Source organism: Mangrovibacillus sp. Mu-81, assembly GCF_036867415.1.
In the GTDB taxonomy this organism is placed as follows: domain Bacteria; phylum Bacillota; class Bacilli; order Bacillales; family Bacillaceae_B; genus Rossellomorea.
This window is the reverse complement of sequence record NZ_JBAJHU010000003.1, coordinates 41,424-61,681: the sequence shown is the minus strand read 5'-3', so window position 1 is coordinate 61,681 and position 20,258 is coordinate 41,424. Positions and strand designations below refer to the sequence as shown.

The 20,258-nt window shown below is 43.3% G+C and carries 16 protein-coding genes; 3 read left to right on the top strand and 13 right to left on the bottom strand.

The annotated features are described in order from the left end of the window. Positions 1-342: 342 nt before the first annotated feature. Both V6B33_RS07460 and V6B33_RS07455 read right to left on the bottom strand, forming a co-directional pair. Positions 343-654 (bottom strand): AzlD domain-containing protein, encoded by a 312-nt coding sequence (locus V6B33_RS07460; protein WP_334217130.1) that lies wholly within the window; start codon positions 652-654, stop codon positions 343-345. After that, positions 647-1,372 (bottom strand): AzlC family ABC transporter permease, encoded by a 726-nt coding sequence (locus V6B33_RS07455; protein WP_334217129.1) that lies wholly within the window; start codon positions 1,370-1,372, stop codon positions 647-649. Before V6B33_RS07455 ends, V6B33_RS07460 begins: the two co-directional genes overlap by 8 nt. Before the next feature lie 103 nt (positions 1,373-1,475). On the opposite strand from V6B33_RS07455, the gene V6B33_RS07450 reads away from it, so the two are divergent. After that, positions 1,476-2,033: a helix-turn-helix domain-containing protein gene (locus V6B33_RS07450; protein ID WP_334217128.1), complete on the top strand. Its 558-nt coding sequence runs from the start codon at positions 1,476-1,478 to the stop codon at positions 2,031-2,033. Positions 2,034-2,476: 443 nt separating this feature from the next. On the opposite strand, the gene V6B33_RS07445 is transcribed toward V6B33_RS07450, so the two are convergent. The 7 genes from V6B33_RS07445 to V6B33_RS07415 all read right to left on the bottom strand — a co-directional run bounded on the left by V6B33_RS07445 (position 2,477) and on the right by V6B33_RS07415 (position 12,502). After that, complete coding sequence (locus tag V6B33_RS07445) at positions 2,477-3,727, bottom strand: YeeE/YedE family protein (protein WP_334217127.1); 1,251 nt, start codon at positions 3,725-3,727, stop codon at positions 2,477-2,479. Between the two features lie 171 nt (positions 3,728-3,898). Next, positions 3,899-4,867 carry a nuclease-related domain-containing protein gene (locus tag V6B33_RS07440; RefSeq protein WP_334217126.1) on the bottom strand — a complete coding sequence of 323 codons (969 nt, stop codon included), beginning with the start codon at positions 4,865-4,867 and terminating at the stop codon, positions 3,899-3,901. A 607-nt stretch (positions 4,868-5,474) separates the two neighbouring features. After that, the gene (locus tag V6B33_RS07435) at positions 5,475-6,251 is read right to left on the bottom strand and encodes an enoyl-CoA hydratase-related protein (RefSeq protein ID WP_334217125.1); all 777 of its coding nucleotides are present in this window, start codon (positions 6,249-6,251) and stop codon (positions 5,475-5,477) included. Between the two features lie 120 nt (positions 6,252-6,371). Further along, the gene (locus V6B33_RS07430) at positions 6,372-7,928 is read right to left on the bottom strand and encodes a fatty acid--CoA ligase family protein (RefSeq protein ID WP_334217124.1); all 1,557 of its coding nucleotides are present in this window, start codon (positions 7,926-7,928) and stop codon (positions 6,372-6,374) included. Positions 7,929-8,102: 174 nt separating this feature from the next. Beyond that, positions 8,103-10,511 carry a M14 family zinc carboxypeptidase gene (locus V6B33_RS07425; protein WP_334217123.1) on the bottom strand — a complete coding sequence of 803 codons (2,409 nt, stop codon included), beginning with the start codon at positions 10,509-10,511 and terminating at the stop codon, positions 8,103-8,105. Positions 10,512-10,770: 259 nt separating this feature from the next. Beyond that, entirely contained in the window at positions 10,771-11,757 is a 987-nt protein-coding gene (locus V6B33_RS07420; protein ID WP_334217122.1) for a lipoate--protein ligase, read from the bottom strand. 10 nt (positions 11,758-11,767) lie between these two features. Continuing rightward, positions 11,768-12,502: an MBL fold metallo-hydrolase gene (locus tag V6B33_RS07415; protein WP_334217121.1), complete on the bottom strand. Its 735-nt coding sequence runs from the start codon at positions 12,500-12,502 to the stop codon at positions 11,768-11,770. A 195-nt stretch (positions 12,503-12,697) separates the two neighbouring features. Here V6B33_RS07415 and yhfH point away from each other — a divergent pair, with 195 nt between their 5' ends. Further along, positions 12,698-12,832 (top strand): protein YhfH, encoded by a 135-nt coding sequence (gene yhfH, locus V6B33_RS07410; protein ID WP_172250675.1) that lies wholly within the window; start codon positions 12,698-12,700, stop codon positions 12,830-12,832. Between the two features lie 85 nt (positions 12,833-12,917). On the opposite strand, the gene V6B33_RS07405 is transcribed toward yhfH, so the two are convergent. From V6B33_RS07405 to V6B33_RS07395, 3 genes are all read right to left on the bottom strand, one after another. Next, the gene (locus V6B33_RS07405; protein ID WP_334217120.1) at positions 12,918-13,679 is read right to left on the bottom strand and encodes a FixH family protein; all 762 of its coding nucleotides are present in this window, start codon (positions 13,677-13,679) and stop codon (positions 12,918-12,920) included. A 523-nt stretch (positions 13,680-14,202) separates the two neighbouring features. Next, positions 14,203-16,401, bottom strand: a complete 2,199-nt coding sequence (locus tag V6B33_RS07400) for a YhgE/Pip domain-containing protein (protein WP_334217119.1) — start codon at positions 16,399-16,401, stop codon at positions 14,203-14,205. Positions 16,402-16,535: 134 nt separating this feature from the next. Next, positions 16,536-17,111: a TetR/AcrR family transcriptional regulator gene (locus V6B33_RS07395; protein WP_334217118.1), complete on the bottom strand. Its 576-nt coding sequence runs from the start codon at positions 17,109-17,111 to the stop codon at positions 16,536-16,538. Positions 17,112-17,272: 161 nt separating this feature from the next. Between V6B33_RS07395 and V6B33_RS07390 the strand changes: the two genes are divergently transcribed. Then, positions 17,273-18,685 carry a LysM peptidoglycan-binding domain-containing protein gene (locus V6B33_RS07390; protein ID WP_334217117.1) on the top strand — a complete coding sequence of 471 codons (1,413 nt, stop codon included), beginning with the start codon at positions 17,273-17,275 and terminating at the stop codon, positions 18,683-18,685. Positions 18,686-18,728: 43 nt separating this feature from the next. On the opposite strand, the gene hemY is transcribed toward V6B33_RS07390, so the two are convergent. Then, entirely contained in the window at positions 18,729-20,132 is a 1,404-nt protein-coding gene (gene hemY, locus V6B33_RS07385) for a protoporphyrinogen oxidase (protein ID WP_334217116.1), read from the bottom strand. Positions 20,133-20,258: the final 126 nt, after the last annotated feature.

Sequence of the window (20,258 nt, the reverse complement as noted above, 5' to 3'; positions counted from 1 at the left end):
TGTACTTCCTCCCTTCCTACCTCTCTTATTATATGTAATACCTTGTCCTTGTATTTAGAACAAGAAAAGCGGAGGCGGCTTGCTCAGAGGCGACAAGCATAAGACAGGGCAGCCACAAAGGCGCTCTTTGCCTTTTTGGCTGGCATGACTTATGTCTCGAGCCTCTAGCCGCCGGAGCTGGACAAATAGAAAAGCGGAGGCGGCTCGCTCAGGCCCGACAAGCATAAGATGAATGGGCCGGGAAGGCGTTTTTTGCCTTCTTGGACCATTTAGCTTATGACCTCGAGGGCCTAGCCGCCGGAGCTGGACAATAAAAAAGCCACAGAGATGTGACTTTATCCGTTACATTAAGAATACCGAATATAGAGATAAAATGGAAATGGCACCGATGACAACCACAATCACATTCGCCCCAAGGAAGGCAATGAGGAATGCTGCAGCGGTCCCCACCGTACCGAATAAAATATCCCCCTCACGAATCAATAAGATGCTCGGAAATATCAATGCCCCTAATACTGCAAACGGGACGTTTTTCAAAACTCCTTGAAGAAATGGTGGAAGCTCCTTCCCTTTAAAGACGAGGAAAGGAAGCATTCTCGGAATATAAGTGACGACCGCCATCCCGATAATCATCCACATCACTGTACTATGCATCCCTACCTCCCCCTTTTCGTTTAATCATGACGACTGCTTCGACAAGTATGGCTGAAACAAGTGTGGCCATTACAATGGACCAGCCATTCGAAAGGTTCGTTGTAAACAGGAGGACACTGTTCAATGCACCTGCGGTGACAGCAAGAAACGTTACCTTGATACTTTTTTTCATAGATGGAACGAGAAGTCCGACGAACATGGCGTATAGTGCGATCGTCATGCTTGCCTGCAGGAATGCGGGAAGAATTTCTCCGATGAAATACCCGATTCCGGAATTGATCACCCAGCTTCCATAGGATATCAGAATTACTCCAAAAGCGAACCCCGTCTGTACTTTCCCCTCTTTCACACTGATGACCGTAAAAGTTTCATCCGTTATACCGAATGCGTATGTCAATTTTTTATAGAGTACATCCTCCTCAAGCTTTTCACTCAGTGAAGCAGACATAAGGAAGTGACGGATATTCACGATAAATGTTGTAAGAATGATTTCCAGAATCCCCGTCCCCACGGCGATCAGACTCAGCGATATGTATTGAGCAGCCCCTGCAAAAACGAGCATGCTCATTAACACCGTTTCTGCAACCGTCAGTCCCGTCGTTTTTGCTAATAAGCCAAAAGTGAGGGCAACCGGCATATATCCGATGGCAATACTTAAACCGCCTTGAAGCCCATGACGAAAATCACCAGCTTTTTTTGTTGAAAGCAGTGCCTCCACCTCTCCACATCCTTTATAATAGAAATTAATAACTATTTTAATAATTTGATAATTTATTATATTATACATATAGACGTTATAGTATACAAGAGAGGTTTTAAGAATGGATAAATTCCCTATACAAATTGGCGGTAACATAAGAAAAATCCGGAGAGAACGAGGGTTAAGCCTTGAACAAATGGCAGAATCAACAGGAGTAAGCAAAGCGATGATCGGTCAAATCGAACGCGGCGACTCCAATCCGACCGTGGCCATTCTATGGAAAATTGCAAATGGATTAAAGGTTTCATTTTCTTCCCTTATCGAACAACCCCAGCTGCAGGTCACTCTCACTCACTACAAGGATGTGCAGCCTGTACTCGAAGACAATGGAAACTATATAGTCTACCCGATCTTTCCATTCGATCCTTTTAAAAAATGGGAAAGCTACCGGGTGGAGATGAAGTCCGGCTGTTCTTACCGGAATGAAGGCCATCCCCCTGGAGTTGAGGAATATATCAGTGTGATAAGCGGTGAAATTTCGTTGCAGATCGGAGAGGAAACCTATGTATTGAATGCAGGAAGTTCAATCCGCTTTGCGGCAGATTCCGGTCATCAATACATGAACATTCATGATGAAAAAGCCATATGCCAGATGATGATATATTATGGGAATGAATAAGGAATGCGGAGGCGGCTCGCCCATGCCCGACAAGCATAAGATGAATGGGCCGGGAAGGCGCCTTTTGCCTTCTTGGACCATTTAGCTTATGACCTCGAGGGCCTAGCCGCCGGAGCTGGACAATAAGGAATGCGGAGGCGGCTCGCCCAGGCCCGACAAGCATAAGATGAATGGGCCGGGAAGGCGCCTTTTGCCTTCTTGGACCATTTAGCTTATGACCTCGAGGGCCTAGCCGCCGGAGCTGGACAATAAGAAATGCGGAGGCGGCTCGCTCAGGCCGGACAAGCATAAGATGAATGAGCCGGGAAGGCGCCTTTTGCCTTCTTGGCCGGTTTGACTTATGACATGTGCCTCTAAGCCCCGGAGCTGGACAATTCTCGAGGTTAAGTGCTTTCTTATCAATAAGAAGAACCTCCTGCCGGGCATTGGCAGGAGGTTTTTTTTTAACAGAACGTATCCTTTGGTTTCGGTACGGATAATCCGAATAATGGTCTTAGGTATAATGCAAGGAAGGTTCCGGCAAGAGCAAGTATTCCCCATACATAACCATGAAGACTGAAAGATGCGATGCCCCCAAAGTAGGCGCCGATGTTACAGCCGAATGCCAAACGTGCACCATAGCCCATCAGCAGACCGCCGATTACGGATGCAGCGGCATTCTTACCAGTGATTTTATTGAAACGGAACAATCCACCCGCTGCTGAAGCAAGGAATGCACCAAGGATTACCCCAAAGTTTAATACTGTGGTTGAGTCAGCGAAGATTGACGCTTGCAGAGCTTCTGCATTCGCTCCGGTCCAGTAGCCCCAGCTTGCGACATCGACGCCGAACATGGCTGCTGTCTTAGATCCCCAAAGGGCAAAGGCAGATGTGATCCCCCAAGGATTCCCCCGTGTCATAAGCGTCATTGCATTTAAAACAGCAAGCACGATCGCTGCTGCAAAAAGCGGCCATGAACCACGGAAAATCCTTTTCCAACCTTGAGTCGTTGGAAGTGCAGCCATTTTCGGAGGGTTTTTCTTTTTTTCAACTCGCAGCGTAATCCAGGCAATGAATGCAAATAATGCGATTGAAAGGGCCCATGCTCCGAAATAACCCAATCCGGTGGAAGTTGCCAATGAAATCGGTGCAAACGAAGGCAGTTCCTCAGTCCAGAACGGTAAATGAGCTGCCCCTACCGTAGCACCTACAATAAAGAATAACAAGGTGATGAACATAACGGACCGGCCGCCTCCGATTGCATATAGAGTACCTGAGGCACAGCCTCCCCCGAGCTGCATGCCGATTCCGAACATGAATGCACCTACCAGCAGACTGACACCGACCGGCGAGACATACCCGGCAGCCTCACCGCCAAAGAAAGTATACCCCGTTGCCAGGATCGGTGCGAATAAAGTAACAGCAACAGCCAGCATCAGCATATGTGATCTGAGTGACTGTCCATTCCCGACTGACATCACTCTCCTGAATGCCGAAGTGAAGCCAAAGCGAGCGTGAAACAACGTATATCCTAAAAGCAAACCAAGGACAAGCAATACCGTTTGGACAATTTCCTGGGTAAACAATAAATAGATTCCTAGAAAAACTGCAGCCACAATCCCACCCATTACTAGCGAAGTCTGCGGCCGGTTCAACTCAGTACTGCCTTTTTTAGGTCCTTTGGATTCATCTATTGGTTGAACATAGCTTCCCATGCAAAACCCTCCTTAATCTGATTGACTTAGTTGGAATTTATTTTAATATAGTAATAGATTTGCAGGGAGATGTCAAAATAAGTGATTGGGGAGGGAGGAAAAAATTGAAAGATGTTACTGATCAATTTAGTTTTTTGGCGGAAGATACTATTTGGGCTGGGTCAGTTTAGATTAGTGGAATTCTTTGTGGTAGATGGTTCCTTTGGTTGAGCCTGTGGTTTTTAGGTTTAGGGAGTTTAAAATGATCTCTGAGGTTTTTCTTGATTCTAATTCAAGGAAATACCTCAATTCCTTATTCGTAATCCATGGTTTAATTAATAGAAAGTAATCTTCAACTTTCCGTTCGTGTGCCGTTTTGGAGCAAACCTTGCAGCCTTTGCAGAACCAGGTTCCATATACCCTCTCCATTTTTCTCCTGCACAATTCACAGAAGACACCTCTGAGAAGTTCATTTTCATTAATCCCATAGGTATTCAATATACTTGAATAACTGGTATCATGCTTTGTAAGAAGGACTTTTTTAATTCGCCTGAACTCCTTTTTATTGAACTTCTCCTCAGTATATAAAGAGTTCAATTTACTGATTTCACTAATTAAATTTTGAGCATGGATGATTTTATTGTAAGGAGCCTGAAGGGTTTGGCCTTTGCCCATTCTGAGAATGGTATTCGGATTACTTATTACCACGAAGTATTCTATAGGAGGTATTATCAGGTTGTTATCATAAAAGAACCTTTGCAGGAAAAGCTTTTGCCGTCTTGCTTGGGTAATTGGATCCGAAAATCCGGTTACTGCCCCGTTGTATTCTTTGGTCAGTTGATTAAATTCGGAATCGATCGTGAGGGTGCCTGATATGTTTTTGATTTCAAGGATTAAAGTGTAACAGGGGGTAAAAAGTAAGGAATCAACCTGAAAATGGTGAGGGGTTAACGGAAGTTTCAAATCATTAAATATCATGTACTTTTTATCCGTTAAAAAACTTAATTGATAATCTACAGCTCTTTCTCCATTAAATCCTGCCTTTCTTTTCTTAAGTTCTTGTTCGATAAGTGGAATTTTCAGATGACAGTCATTCAAATTTCTTAACAATGCTTCATTTTGTTCAAGTTTCATCGGTTTAACTCTGCCTTTTGCGAACAATTGATCACTCCTTTAAACATTTTATTAAATACTTCTCTTTAAACATTGGAAAATCCTGCCTTTTCAGCTTGAATATAAATATATTAATATTAATTGCGTCACTTTTTAAATTATTGCGCTGGTTTTTGGATAATTGCGCTTCATCTTCATTTATTGGGCCACTTTTCAGTTAATTGCGCTACTTTCCTATTAATTGCGCCCCTTGTCGAATTCTCGCTATTTCATCCCGCACCCCGTCCCCCGAATCAAATCAACAACCCAAGACCTCAATTTGTCAAAACCATTTTTATAAAAACCCCTTTATTAAACCCTTTACAACTGCAAACCCATTAAGGGCTCTTCCACTTATCCACTGTTCGCCAGCCAGAACGGACAAACCTCCCGTTTTCTTTGACATAAGTCTCTGCTATCCTTTTGAACCCCCCTGCCACGTTAACTTCTTAAATTCCAAAAAACATAAAAAAAACTCACCTAAAAAGGCGAGCCAATTTATTACTTCTCCATTCTTACCCTGACTATCGTTTTCAGATTATCGGGCGGATTGCAGAATGGCTGGTTGATATAGATTTCACTGATACCATCTTTACTTTGATTTATCAGAAAAAGTTTACTTCCCTCTGAACTGAGGTTTCCTTTTTTCACTGAATGCAAGCAGTGCTTCAACACGGTCCTCTGTGGGAATCGTAATTTCATACGCTTTTCTTTCGATCTGCAACCCGGTTTGAAGATCGACGTTCATGCCGTTCTTCACTGCATATTTTGCCTGTTGAAGGGCAACCGGCCCATTAGAAAGCATAGGCACGACGAATGCATGGACTTCCTCCAAGAAGTTGTCTTTGCTGAGGACTCTTGTCACCAATCCGATCTCATGTGCTTCCTCCGAAGTCAGCCGCCTGGCGGTGAGGATCAGTTCGAGTGCCTTCGACTCTCCGATCAACCGAGGAAGGCGCTGCGTCCCTCCTGCTCCCGGGATGATGGCAAGACTTGTTTCAGTCAATCCCATTGAAATATCTGCAGCGGCGAGGCGGAAATCACAGGCAAGCGCCAATTCCATTCCCCCGCCGAATGCATATCCGTTCATTGCAGCAATCGTCGGCTGAGGAAGGGTAGCAACGGATTGAAAGACTTCCCCTATTTTATATACATTCCGGAGCACCTGCGCTTCCGTTAACGTTTTACGTTCTTTCAAATCAGCCCCTACGCTGAATGCTTTCTCCCCGCTTCCGGTAAATATCACTACACGTACATCCGGATTGATGCGGAGTGAATCCACCACCTGCTGCAATTCATTTAACGTATCATAATTAAAGGCATTCATTGCCTCTGGTCGATTAATCGTAACAAGTGCAGTGTGACCCTTTTGTTCCAATATGATCGATTCCATGTTTGTTCTCTCCCCTTTGTCTGTAAAGTTTCTCAGTATGTATCATTCGACATAAATTGTGTAAACCCTTTCACAAAATGAAAAAGAAGCCCAGCTAACAACCACTGGACATCTCTGCATTCAGGACTGCAGCACTGGCTCTTTCAATGCTCTTCTCAATATCTTCCCTGTTGTGTTTTTAGGAAGTTCTTCCAGGAAATCGATATGTGAAGGGAGCTTATACTTAGCCAAATGTTCTTTACAATATTCCTTCACTGCTTCCTCCGTGAGTGATGGATCATTTTTGACCACATAGCAGCTTACCGCTTCCCCCATTTCAGGGTCAGGAATACCGATCACGGCAGCCTCCACAATTTGAGGATGATTATAGAGAACTTCCTCCACTTCACGAGGGTAAACATTGTAGCCGCCGACGATGATCAACTCTTTTTTGCGGTCTACAATATAGAAGTAGCCCTCTTCATCCATCCGGGCAAGATCTCCAGTATATAACCAGCCATCGCGTATGGCAGCATCTGTTTCTTCTTCCATTTTATAATAGCCATTCATGACATTCGGACCTCTGACGATCAGTTCGCCCACCTGTCCGACAGGAACTTCATCTCCGAGCTCATCGACTACTTTATTCTCGATGCTCATGATGGAAGTACCGATTGAACCTGGTTTTCTAGGGCGGTCGAGTGGATTGAAGCATGTTACAGGTGATGCTTCAGATAATCCGTATCCTTCGGAGATCATGACATTGAATTTTTTTTCGAAGTTTTTCAGTAAGGCAACCGGTAAAGAGGCTCCGCCGGAAATGCATAAACGCAGTGAAGATAAGTCTTCCGGATTTCCTTCAGGATACTGATAAATAAAGTTGTACATCGTCGGGACACCCGCAAATACAGTCGGCTGATATTCTTTCGATAGGGCAAAGATATCTTTCGGACTGAAACGAGGGACAATCAATAATGTCGCTCCGGTCATTAGTGGTGCATTCAAAACGACCGTCAGACAGAATACGTGAAACATCGGAAGCGCGGTGATGACACGGTCTTCTTCATTCATCTTCAGGTAGCTGCCGACATCCATTGCATTCGAGTAAATATTCTTATGTGTCAGCATGGCTCCTTTAGGTTTTCCGGTTGTGCCGGATGTGTACAGGATGATGGCGACTTCCTCTTCATCGCTTTGAGGTCCTTTAAAGCCAATATCCCCACTTGACAGGACCTCTGTAAACGATTTCAATTTTTGGTTTACTGCAGAGAGCTTTTCTACATCAATCCCATTTGCCCGTTCATCACCGGATTCACAAAGGATAAAGTTCTCTACACCAGGCAGCAGATGCTGCATCTTCTCAATCAGAGGAAGAAGCAGATCTAATGTGACGATAGCTTTGACATCCCCGTTTTTAAGGATATAGCCGATTTCTTCAGGTGTATAAATCGGATTGATAGGAATGACTTTTAATCCAAGGCGCAGCGCCCCATACAATCCTATGACGAAATGTGGTGAATTTCCAAGCACAAGTGCGATATGATCCCCTTTTTTCAACCCCAGCTGCTCCAGACCGCTTGCAAATTTAGATACAGCTTCATTCAACTCTCCGTATGTACTCGAGTGAGTCAAAAAGTGATAGGCTGTCTTATCGGATTTTTCTAGAGCAATTTGTTCTAATCGTGATGAAATATTCATTGTAATCCCTCCTCTTTGTAAAATGAATGAATCGTCATTCATCTAATTATAAAAGTATTCAAAATATATTTTATATAAAGAATACTATTAATACAAGTCCCCCGCTTTATTAAACCTTTGATAGAATCAGAGAAAAGACTGCCCTGATAAGGACAGTCTTTCTTTGTATGGTGATTAGCTTGATTCCGCAAAAATTGCGTTTGACACCAGTCGGAACAGATAATCCGTGTGATCACGGAAAGTTGGTTCCAATCCAATGAACACCACATTCCCGTCTTTTACCATGACCGGTTTTCCCTGCGCTTGCCCACTGTCTTTCCAGTGGCCGGCAACAAAGAAATCTTCACTATCTTTATAGCTTGATAACACTTCCTTGTTATCGGTATTTGAGTACCAGGTCGGCTGGTAGACAAACCCTAGATCATCGGTATTATACCCAGCTGTATAGGATGAATCTCCGTGTGTCAGCTGGACGATGCCGTTGCTGTTCGGTCCTCCCGTTTTCACTTCCACATCACTCAGGCCAAGTTTGGTTGATGCATGTGAAGCACCTGCCCCGATAGAAAGATAACTTCCGCCTTCAGCAATGAACGTTTCCACGTTTGCTTTAAACGCTTCATATTGAGAAGCGTCCTGGAGTCCGAACTCCCGGTTGGCCGTACTGTTATCATATGAAATCAAATTTGATTTTCCGTTATAAATGAAAACATCGCTATCTCCCAAACCTTGTTCGGCTACCTGCACAGGTGTTTTTTCAACAACCTGGAATCCCAGCCTCTCCAACGCTAATTTTGTTCCGGAATGAGATTGAGCTTTATTGATTCCACCATCTTTGAGAATTGTCACTTTCTTGGAGGATATTTCTTTTGCCTCCTCAGGGATGGCCTCAGCAGTGATGGTTAAAGCTGAATCTTTTACTAGGGTCTTAAGTTCAGATTCAGCTGAACTGTCGGCATAAAATGTACCATCACTGTCCCTGTATAGCGTGTGACCTTTATTTAATAACTGATTTGCCATGGAGACAGATTCAACTGAAGAATTCGGGATGGCATAAGGTCCTGCTCCAATCACTTCACCTTTCGAATCCAGTACGCGTACTTCATTGGACTTCACATTCAGTTGAACCTCACTGCTTACCTCCACTGCTTGAAATCCCCATAGTTCCGGCAGATTCCATGCGGAAATGTCATACATGCCCGGTGTATCTTCCGTTATATCCTCACCATCCCAAAGCATCGTATTGGCAAGCCCCGCTTTTGCTTGATCCATTGGTACAATGTAAGTGCCTTTCGGATAGGTCACACCCTCATACGTAAACTCTTTTTTAGCTTCTTCAACGGTTATATCATTATCTTGAAGGTGTGCGACAGCTTTTTGAGTGGCTGTTTGATCTTGTTTGTCATTAGGTAAAATATACGCAGACGGGAAATGCCCTTCTTTATGGAATGGATGATCGAATTGCACGCCGCGTTTAAACACTTCAATTTGATCCTTTACCATTTCTGCCTTGTTTTCACTCGCAAAGTTTAACGCACCCATCACAGCATCATATGTCCACTTAACACCATCCCAATCATTTGTCGGTGCTTCGAGCGTATAGCCGTATGCCCCATGATACATTGCATACATCGGCGTGAAAATCGGTGGATAATCGTCCCACCCTGCCGAATCATCACGCTGGGGGATATATGTACCCTCCATATTTTGATAATCTACCTTGGACGTTTCCGTATTCGTATTTTCATAATTAGCCTTATTGCCTACAATGCTTGCTTCCATTGCCTCGGCTTGACTCATGGCCCACTTGGAATACAGATCATATTCATAGTTTGGATTATGAGGAGGTGTGCATGGTTCAATGAGACCAGGTTTCGAAGGACCCCCGTACCCCTTCACATATCCATGTAGGTCAAGGAACACCATCGGATTCCATTCAGTGATCAAATCAACCATATGTTCTGTTTCAGGCTGTGATTGAGTAATGAAGTCACGGTTAAGATCGATACCATTCCCGTTGAAACGGGTTGCACCAATACGCCCATCCGGATTCGCTGTAACGTTAAATACTAAAATGTGGTCTTCTAAAATCGTTTTCGTCTGTTCATCATCGTCGGTTGCAAATCGTTCTATTAACTGAAGAACTGCGTCCGTTCCCACAAACTCGGTACCGTGAATCGAGCCGTTTATCATGACCGGTACTTTTAAATCCGGATGCTTATCAATAAAGTCCTGTGCTTTTCCCGGTGATTGGATCATCTTTTTGCGAAGACCTTTATAATAACCAAACTTCCCTTTAGCTGAGGGATCAGAAACAGTTACCACGTACATGTCTTGTCCGAGTGCAGATTTTGTTTCACTCTTTTCAACTGTAATCCGGTTGCTCTCCTGGGCAAGTGCATCCAATTTCCCTTCTATTTCTGAGTACTTCACGAAGTCATAATGTTCACTGTTGAATAAACTTTTTTCTTTTTCCTCTAATTGAGTGTTTTGGATGACCGTTTGGGGGGAGTCGGCCATGACGTTAAAGGGGGTGGAAGCCAGCAGTGTAAAACTAGCAATTCCTGCAATAATCTTGTTTTTCATGTATGTACCTCCAAATTATGTAATACTATAATGATAGAATAATAATTCAATATGGTACATAAATATTTAGTTCTATATTTTTAGTGGTAGAATCCTACCATATTACTTTTGAACACAGTGTTGATTTCTAAATTGAAAATGGACAGATGTTTACTTGATAACAGCAACCCGTCACGACTCCCCCCTGAATCATCAGAATTCATTTTCTTTCAAACAAAAAAAAGGCTCCAATACCAGGAGCACTTTTCATCTTTCTATATTAATACACCAGTTCAACAAATTCTTCTTTTGTAACATTGCCAAAGTAATGTTGTATGTCCACGCCTTCCAACACCCGCACGATTTCTTTCCGTTCATATTTTGTACCAGCCAGTTTATCTTCAATGTCTTCTACATTTCCGACACCAAAGAAGTCCCCGTAAATCTTGCAGTTTTCAATCATGCCCTTGTTCACTTCCAAACGGACATCGATTTGTCCTACCGGGAAGCGGTGGGAATGCTGCAGATTGAATTTAGGTGATTTTCCATAATTCCAATTCCAGTTTTGATAGCGTTCTTTGGAAAGTTCCTGTATGTTTGCCCAGTCTTCTTCTGTCAGCACATGCTCTTCTACATCACTGCCATCAAAAATAAAATCAAGGAGTGTGGAGCGGAATTCTTCAATCGTCATTTTTTCTGAGAGGAATTCCGAAATGTTTGCCACGCGGCTGCGGATCGATTTGATCCCCTTTGATTCAATTTTATCCTTCTTCACCTTCAGGGCAGATACAACATTTTCCATTTCGGAATCGAATAACAGCGTTCCATGGCTGAACATGCGACCTTTGGTGGAGAATTGGGCATTTCCCGAGATCTTTCTTCCTTCTGCGAGCAGGTCATTCCTTCCGCTCAGTTCAGCATTGACCCCAAGCTTGTTTAACGCTTTCACGACGGGTTCGGTGAACTTCTGGAAGTTGTGGAAACTTTCACCGTCATCTTTCGTGATGAAACTGAAATTCAAGTTGCCGAAATCATGGTAAACCGCACCGCCTCCTGAAAGGCGTCTCACTACGTGGAGACCCTCTTTCTCAACATAATCCGTATTGATTTCTTCAATTGTATTTTGGTTTTTTCCGATGATGATCGAAGGTTCATTGATATAGAAAAGCAAGTAACTTTCGTCAATATCCAGATTCTTCAGGGCATACTCTTCAATTGCCAGATTGATCCTGGGATCTGTGATTCCTTTATTATCGATAAATAACATCTTAATCCTCCTAAATCGTGACTTCCATATCCTGTTTGGCGAGTTGTACGTCCCCTTCATACATTGTTTCCGCTTCCGAGACCAACTGCTTTAGATCCCCGAAATGAGGAAGATGAGTAAGGATGAGCTTCTTAGCCCCTGTTTCATGGGCAAGCTTTCCTGCATCCAGGCTAGTCATATGACCCGCACCAGAAGCATCCATATTCCCATAGAAATTACACTCACAAAGCAGCAGTTCCACATCCTTTCCAAATGGCACGAAAGATTCTTTGAAAGCTGAATCCGCTGTGTAAAAAATGGATTTTCCACCTGCTTCAATTCTCATGCCGTAACACGGTACAGGGTGTATGGTCTTCACAAAAGAAACCGAGAAAGGACCGATTGTAATTTTTGACTGTTCGTTGTAAGCATGAGCTTTCATGAAATCCTTATATGTAAGTGACCGGAAACCATGTGTATCTTCTTTATGTGCATATACCGGTAATGTACCATTTGATTTCCCTAAGAAATACTGTATTAATAACGCGTGCTGCAGTACACCAATATCAGCAGTGTGATCGGGATGGTAATGGGATATTAGTACTGCATTGAGTTTTGTTGGATCTATATGTTTTTGCAAATGTGAGAGCACTCCGCTCCCGCAATCGAGTAATAATGTAAAGCCATTGTGTTCAAGCAGATACCCTGAGCTTGCTTCGCCTGCTTTCGGATATCCACCCCAATGACCGACTATGGTCAGCTTCATTTTAAACCTCCCGGGCGTATTTTTTCATACATTCCTACTATACTTCATTTTGCCTATTTTTTCATTTTTTCCGCCTATTTTTGAATAAATCATTGACGGGTTTCATACTGTTATAATACAATATAGTAAATCAACACACCAGTTATATAACACGAACAAATGACGGGTGAATTTAATTTACGGAGGGTGATCTACATGGTAAAGAATATTATGGAATTCTTTCGGAATTTGCCGCCTAAGTCTTGTGCACAATGTGGGGAAACAATTGAAGAACAGCATGAATGCTACGGTATCTATTGCGAAAAATGTACAACGGATCATGAGTATTAAGAACACGCATGTGTAGCAATAAGGTGTGACAGCTGCCGGAATCATAATAAAAAGAAGGCTCTCTGGGGTGAGAGCCTTCTTTTTATTATGATTCCACTTCTATCTTTTCCATCGTGTGTTCATGAATATCACTGCCTTTTGATACATGGACCTGAACATTATACGTTCCGGTTTCATGAAAAGCATAGTTCGTTTCATATTCATCCGCTTGTGCTTCCGTCAGATCGACCCAATCATGTTTTTCCTGACCTTCTTTAAAAATCTCCAATCTGACTTCAGCATCTTCCAATGCTTTTTCTGCATGTTCGACATGGACTTTCAACTCGGTTTCTTGATTAGCTTTGATGATGTCTGCTTTCATTAAATGAATAGAAACTATGCTCTCTTCATGGCCCTGACCGTGTTCGTCGCTGCTTTCATCAGAGTGCCCATGTGCTTCCGATTCACCGATCTGTATTTCGGCTTTCGGCATCGTATGCATATCACGGGCTGTCACGTGCACCTGTACGGTATACAGTCCATCTTCATCGAATGTTTTCTCCGCTTTGTAGATACCGTTTTTTTCATGCTTTGCTTCAATCATTTCACTTTTGTCTTTTTGTCCATCTTTCCATACCTCATATTTCACTTCACTTGCATCTTCCACTTTTTCTTCACCGTGAGTGACCTCTGTTGAAAATACCACTTTTTCTCCTTTATCACCTGCTTCAGGAACTTCCAAAGTTGCCTGGATCGGCTCAAGCTTTTCATCTTGATTTGATGCATTGTTTTCATTTCCATCCCCACAAGCTGCAGCAATTAATGAAAACATGATAATAAGTACAAAAATAGCAAACTTCCTTACCATTCAAAACTCTCCCTTACAATATCATTGATTCATACAGTTCCATTATAGACATGTCACAGATTAGTATACACCCGCCTAATTCAAAAAGGTTTGTCCATATTATGAATGTAAAAGCGGCTGCCTAAAGACGAACATTATCAGTATTGACCCTGAATACCGCTAATGATTTCCGTGCAAGACTTCGCTTTCCGCGGGTATTGGCAAGCCTGCGGGGTCTCACTTGTCTAGCTGCAGGGCTTAGAGGCACATGTCATAAGACGAACCGGCCAAGAAGGCAAAGAGCGCCTTCCAGGCCGGTTCGTCTTATGCCACACGCCTCTGAGCAAAGCCCTTCCGCTTTTCTAATAAGCTACTTTTCCCGCAGGAGTCTTCGTATTGCACTCCAATCAACCGCTCTAACAAGCAATATACTAAATGGACATTTGAACAAAGCTAATAAAAAACCCGAACTGATTTGAACTTAGAATTCAAATCAGTTCGGGTTTTATTCAGACTAACACACTTTTGTCTCAGCCGCTTTTTTCTATGCTTCAATCGAATTTGTATAGTGCTTTTTGAATAGACCCATGAAGTAAATGGATGTAATTGCAGTAAATACAACGAAGTAGCTTAAAAGAATGAGTAGATTCTGCCACATAAACACAAAATCACCACTTGATATGACCGATTTGAATCCAGCGACTGAATATGTCATCGGCAGTATTGCACTGATCGGCTGAAGTGCTGATGGAATCAATTCCAATGGAAATGTTCCCGCACTCGTCGTTAATTGAAGAATCAGGATGATAATGGCAACAAATCGTCCCGGATCTCCCAATATCGTCACAAGCATTTGGATCAGAGCCAAAAAGGTAAGACTTGTGAAGACCGTAGACAGAAGGAACAGCGGGACGCTTTCAACTTCAAGACCGAGCCCCAACAACAAGATCCCCGCTGCAATCATTGACTGAATGATTCCTACCGCTGTCAGCACTGTGAATTTCCCAAAGAACCAGCTCATCCCGCTTAATGGACGGTCTGCAGGTTCCTTGAGCGGGTACACAATCGAAATGAGCAGTGCTCCGACAAATAATCCAAGTGATAAGAAATACGGGGCAAAGCCGGTTCCGTAATTCGGTACGTGATTGATTTTCTCATTTTTCACTTTCACTGGTGCGGCCATCATGTCGTACGTACCTTCACTCGGCTTGACACTGTTAGCTTCCTTGGCAGCCTCTTTTAATTTCTCTTTGTATTCAGTCGTGCCCTCCGACAGCTTCGCTGAGCCTTCTGCCAGCTCACTGGAGCCATCAGCAAGCTTTTTAGTCCCGTCAGATAAGCGGGCAGAACCATCGTACACCTTGTTTAGACCGGTGCTTAATTCACCCGCTCCTGATGCAACCCCCTTGGTGCCTTGATAGACTTCACCCATTTTTTCGTTCAGCAGTCCAACGTTTTTCACAATTTCACCTTGACCTGCCTGGAGCTGGTTGGAACCTTGATCAAGTTGGGCAGAACCTTCCACCAATCGGCCAACCCCTGCCTGAAGTTTTTTCTGGCCTTCATTCAATTTTCCAATTCCTCCTGCAAGACTGCCCGCACCTTTTTGCAGCTCTGAGGCGCCGTTGCTAAGGGAGCCTGTGCCTGTCTCCAGGCCGGCTGCACCTTGTTTCATTTGATTGATGGCGGCCTGTAATTCAGCTTGTTTTTCCTCTGGAAGGCTGCCCATGAGTGGAGCCAATTGTCTCTCCAGCTCAGCAGCACCAGCCCCTATCGACTGTGCACCTGCTTGAGCGCGATCGGCTCCCGCCTGAAGGTCCCCCATTTTTTCCGCGAGAGATTGAGAACCAGCATATAATTCGGCTGTATTGCCGATCACGCTGTCTAATCCGGCATAAACTTCTTTCAGGCCGCCCTTACTCTTATCGATTCCACCTGCAAGAGCATCAATTCCTGTTTGCACATCCTGAGTTCCTTTATATAATTGCTGAGTTTTATCGGTCATAACTCCGACACCATCTGATAATTCTTTCGAACCTCTGGCAAGTTCAGCAGCACCCCCCTGCGTTTTCGCCACGCCGTCTGTCATTTCAACATTTTTCTCAGCCAGCACTGATAAATTAGCCTTCAACTTGTTGGCTCCTTGTGATAAATCAATAGCTCCATTGTTGATTTCGCCTGATTTATCACTTGCTGTCTGGAAGCCTTCACCCATTTCCTGAATCTTATCAAACATCGTTTCCGCATAGGTTTCAGAAACAGAATCGGAGAGACTTGCCTTGATTTCTTTCATCGCTGTTTCTCCAATTTGAGCGGAAAGGAAGTTGAAGCTTTCATTCGGTACATATTTCAGGGAAAGCTTTTCTGGATGATCATCCAGAAGAGTAGTACCGTTTTCTGAGAAATCTTCGGGAATTTCAACAAGCATATAATAATCCTGCTTCTCCAGATTCTTATAACCTTCGTCCTTTTTTACAAAGTGAAAATCAAATTGATTGCTGTCTTTCAGTTTCTCAACGAGATCTGAACCGATATGAAGGTCCTCGCCATTAAACTCTGCACCGCGGTCACTGTTTACAACCGCTACCGGTAAGTCATCCAGCTGTTCATATGGATCCCAGAATGCCCAAAGAAACATTCCGCTGTATAGGACAGGGACAAATAATACAGCGAGAATGGGAATAAGCAGTTTTTTGTTGCGTAATATTGCTTTGAATTCTGATCTAGTAAATGAATTTTTCATATTATCCTCCCTTTATAATCAACAGTAAAACGAATATGTGACCAATAACCTCATCTGGTCATTAATTCTAGCAAAAAATAAATGACTATTTTATTCATTTAGTCATTTCAATCCAAAAAAGTAAGGATTATCAATCAGTCCTTCGATAATCCATTAATTAAATACAATTCGAACAGGTTGGCAATTTCATCTTTTTCGAGCGGGCCATGTGAACGTTCCCAATCAAAGACGAGGGATATATATAGTTTCAGCATCACAAACGCGGTCATTTTCGGATTGCAAGGTTTAATCGCACCGGTGTCAATCGCTTTTTCAATTCGTTTACTGACAAATTCGATGACGACCTTCTCCATTCGATCGATTACTTCTGACACTGCAGGTGTTCCAATTTCCCTTGCTTCCTGATGGAGCTTGATTGTCAATTTATGCTCTTTCCTGAATTCGAGCATTCTGAATAATGCACGGTGGACATTATCAGAAAAAGAATCTGCAGGCACAATGACTTCTTCTGCTTCCCTTTTCATTTCGGTAATCAATGAGGTGATGATTTCATCAAATAATTCTTCTTTATTCTTGAAAAAAGTATAGATCGTTCCTTTGCCGACGTTCGCAAGCTTCGCAACCTGATCCATAGTCGTAGCTTTATATCCGAATAAAGAAAATGATTTGGATGCTGCCTCAACGATTTGTTGTTTCCGGTTTACTGCCATTCCTTCACCTCTCTTCTGACCGAATGACCGAAATTATTATTTGGTCATTAACACATTATTAAATCTACCACATTCTTTTCGTATCCACAACACTTTTTAAATACATATAAAATAAGCCTTAATGAATAAGCTATAGAGAGCCCATTGGCAGGAGGTGCCGCATGAATATTTACGTTGTGAAAAGCGGAGATACGCTTTGGTCCATTTCACGGCAATTCAATACCGAGATTTCCCAGATTTCCTATGGCAACCAATTAAAGAACGTGAATATACTTGTCATTGGACAAAGTCTTCTTATCCCGGAGAAAAATAAAGAATATATTGTACAGCCCGGAGACACACTCAGTGCAATAAGCCAAAAGGTCAACATTGGGATTCAGGAACTGATTGACTTCAACCAGCTGACCAACCCTTCTCGGCTATATATCGGACAGCTGGTCGTGCTCCCTTACTATACCCATATTGTAAAAAAAGGGGATACACTTTATACCATTTCATACAACTATAAAGTCAGTTTACAAGACATCCTGAATGCAAATGATATTTCAAACCCTTCCCTCATTTATCCTGATCAGAAAATCCGAATACCGAATAAAAGGAAAACCATCGAAGTAAACTCGTACATTACTCAAACGGGGGCTTCCGGAGTTGCCGAGGTAACCGGACTGGGGATCTACTTCACTTACTTGACGCCTTTTACGTATTCCATTAAAGAAGACGGATCTATTTCCAATTTAAATGATGCCGGATTGATCGCTGCAGCAGAAAGTAATAATGTCGATCCATTGCTGGTACTCACAAACTATTCAGGATCGATGTTTGATTCTGATCTGGCTGCTGCCATCTTGAGGGATGAGAGTCTTCAAGAAACCTTGATTGCTAACCTGTTGAAAACGATGGAGACAAAAGGCTATAAAGGCGTTAACTTTGATTTTGAATACGTATATCCGCAGGATCGCGAACACTATAATCAGTTTTTGAGGAAAGTGGTAAAGGATTTTAAGCCTAAGGGGTATAAAGTTTCCACCGCACTTGCTCCAAAATTAAAAGAAGAACAAAAAGGGCTCCTATATGAAGCTCATGATTATAAAGCTCACGGAGAAATTGTCGACTTTGTTGTTCTTATGACGTATGAATGGGGCTGGGCTGGAGGAAGACCTTGGGCAATTGCACCGATCAACGAAGTGAAAAAAGTCTTGAACTATGCCGTAAGTGTTATTCCACCTGATAAAATTCTGATGGGTGTTCCCTTATATGGACGGGATTGGAAAGTCCCTTGGGTAGACGGAACATTCGCCAAGACGGTATCACCTGTTGAAGCAGTAGAAATGGCGGGCAAATATGGAGTCCGCATTCAGTATAACACCGAATATCAAGCACCTTTTTTCAGGTATTGGGATGAAACCGGCCAACAGCACGAAGTATGGTTTGAAGATTCTCGCAGCATTCAAGCAAAACATAAGACTTTGGATGAATATAAACTGAGGGGATTGAGTTACTGGGTGCTTGGCAGTGCATTTCCACAAAATTGGGTGCTGCAGCATGCGGGATATCGTGTTGCAAAAAGTGAGTGACATGTGAATGTAAAGGAAGGACCTCCGATTGGGGGTCCTTTCTTCATTGCATATATTGGATTGCCTTCCGGACCACTTTCTCCCCTTGCTCTATGCATTCGGGGATACCGAGACCTTCAAATGAACTTCCTGCTATGAAAACCCCCGGGAGCTCTGCTTCCAGGTCACGATACAGGGATTTCGTACGTTCTTGATGACCGACCGTGTATTGAGGCATGGAATCCTTGTAACGGGTGACGACTGTAAAATCCGGTTCGCCCTCCAGATTCATGATTTTCTCAAGATCCTCTAGTACGATTTGCTGTATTTGATCATCTGATAAATCCACGATGGTTTCATCCCCTGATTTCCCCAAATAACAACGGATCAAGACTTTTCCTTCAGGAGCTGCATGCGGCCACTTCTTGTGTGTCCATGTACAGGCTGTGATTGAATAGTCACTGTTTCGGGACACAATGTATTCATTTCCATTCATATTTTCTGTTATCGCCGACTGGCTGAATCCCATTGAAACGGTCGCTACAGAAGTGGCAGGCATTTCTTTCAGAAAATCCATGAATGAATATGCCGGGAACATGGATTGCAGGGAATGATGCGGTGTTGTGATCACTACACTGTCCGCTTCCAGAACATGGCCATTTGTGAAGTGAATCGTATAACCTTCTCCCGTTTCCTGTTGGATGCGGGATACTTTCATCCCTTTGTGAACAGTCTGAGGGAATAAAGCCGCTTCTACCCCTTCGACAAGCGATTGCAGCCCATTTGAAAATGTTAAGAACCTTCCATTTTTCCCCTCATTCTTTGTTTGTGCCGCAGCTTTTTTTATACCCGCAATCAAACTCCGATGTTTTTGTTCAATCCGATGTAGTTCGGGAAAGGTGGACATCAGGCTCAATTGGTCGATATCCCCGGCATAGATTCCTGTCAGTAAAGGCTCGATTAAATTCTCTACTACTTCATCCCCCATTCTTCTCCTGAAGAACTTTCCGAGTGATTGGTCATCGGTTACTCCTGATCTTGGCAGGATGAAGTCAGCTGCTGCCCTCATTTTCCCTGTCAGGGAGAATAAATTCGTAGTGATGAACGGGGCGATTTGAGTCGGTATCCCGATGATCGATCCACCGGGCATAGGGTAGAGCTCTCCGCCGGCGATGACATAAGATTTCCCCCAGTTGCTGCCGACCATTGTATGGTCTATTCCGATCTCTTCAGCCAGTCTCTGGGGACTGGAGTTTCTGGGGACAAATGAATCAGGTCCTCTTTCAATGACGAATCCGTCCTGAATGAGTGTTTGTATCTTACCTCCGAGTCTGTGGGATGCTTCCACCAGCTTAAGTTCGATGGGAAGATTCTTTCCCTGGATTTCTTTCTGCAGATAATATGCCGCTGTCAGCCCCGTGATCCCTCCCCCGATCACCACAACCTTTTTTACTTGTTGTCCCCTCATATTCATCGCCTTCTTTTTACTAAATTATGATCTCTTCTCATTCCCCGAAAGAGTTGGCTCATTATTCTGAAAACAGAATATAAACCGGTGTCCCTCCCCATTCATCAGAAAGAAGGACTGAGCTCC

Coding starts and splice junctions, on each gene's coding strand:
- V6B33_RS07460 (WP_334217130.1), bottom strand. CDS start 654: ATGCATAGTACAGTGATGTGGATGATTATCGGGATGGCGGTCGTCACT.
- V6B33_RS07450 (WP_334217128.1), top strand. CDS start 1,476: ATGGATAAATTCCCTATACAAATTGGCGGTAACATAAGAAAAATCCGG.
- V6B33_RS07445 (WP_334217127.1), bottom strand. CDS start 3,727: ATGGGAAGCTATGTTCAACCAATAGATGAATCCAAAGGACCTAAAAAA.
- V6B33_RS07435 (WP_334217125.1), bottom strand. CDS start 6,251: ATGGAATCGATCATATTGGAACAAAAGGGTCACACTGCACTTGTTACG.
- V6B33_RS07430 (WP_334217124.1), bottom strand. CDS start 7,928: ATGAATATTTCATCACGATTAGAACAAATTGCTCTAGAAAAATCCGAT.
- V6B33_RS07425 (WP_334217123.1), bottom strand. CDS start 10,511: ATGAAAAACAAGATTATTGCAGGAATTGCTAGTTTTACACTGCTGGCT.
- V6B33_RS07420 (WP_334217122.1), bottom strand. CDS start 11,757: ATGTTATTTATCGATAATAAAGGAATCACAGATCCCAGGATCAATCTG.
- V6B33_RS07415 (WP_334217121.1), bottom strand. CDS start 12,502: ATGAAGCTGACCATAGTCGGTCATTGGGGTGGATATCCGAAAGCAGGC.
- yhfH (WP_172250675.1), top strand. CDS start 12,698: ATGGTAAAGAATATTATGGAATTCTTTCGGAATTTGCCGCCTAAGTCT.
- V6B33_RS07405 (WP_334217120.1), bottom strand. CDS start 13,679: ATGGTAAGGAAGTTTGCTATTTTTGTACTTATTATCATGTTTTCATTA.
- V6B33_RS07400 (WP_334217119.1), bottom strand. CDS start 16,401: ATGAAAAATTCATTTACTAGATCAGAATTCAAAGCAATATTACGCAAC.
- V6B33_RS07395 (WP_334217118.1), bottom strand. CDS start 17,111: ATGGCAGTAAACCGGAAACAACAAATCGTTGAGGCAGCATCCAAATCA.
- V6B33_RS07390 (WP_334217117.1), top strand. CDS start 17,273: ATGAATATTTACGTTGTGAAAAGCGGAGATACGCTTTGGTCCATTTCA.
- hemY (WP_334217116.1), bottom strand. CDS start 20,132: ATGAGGGGACAACAAGTAAAAAAGGTTGTGGTGATCGGGGGAGGGATC.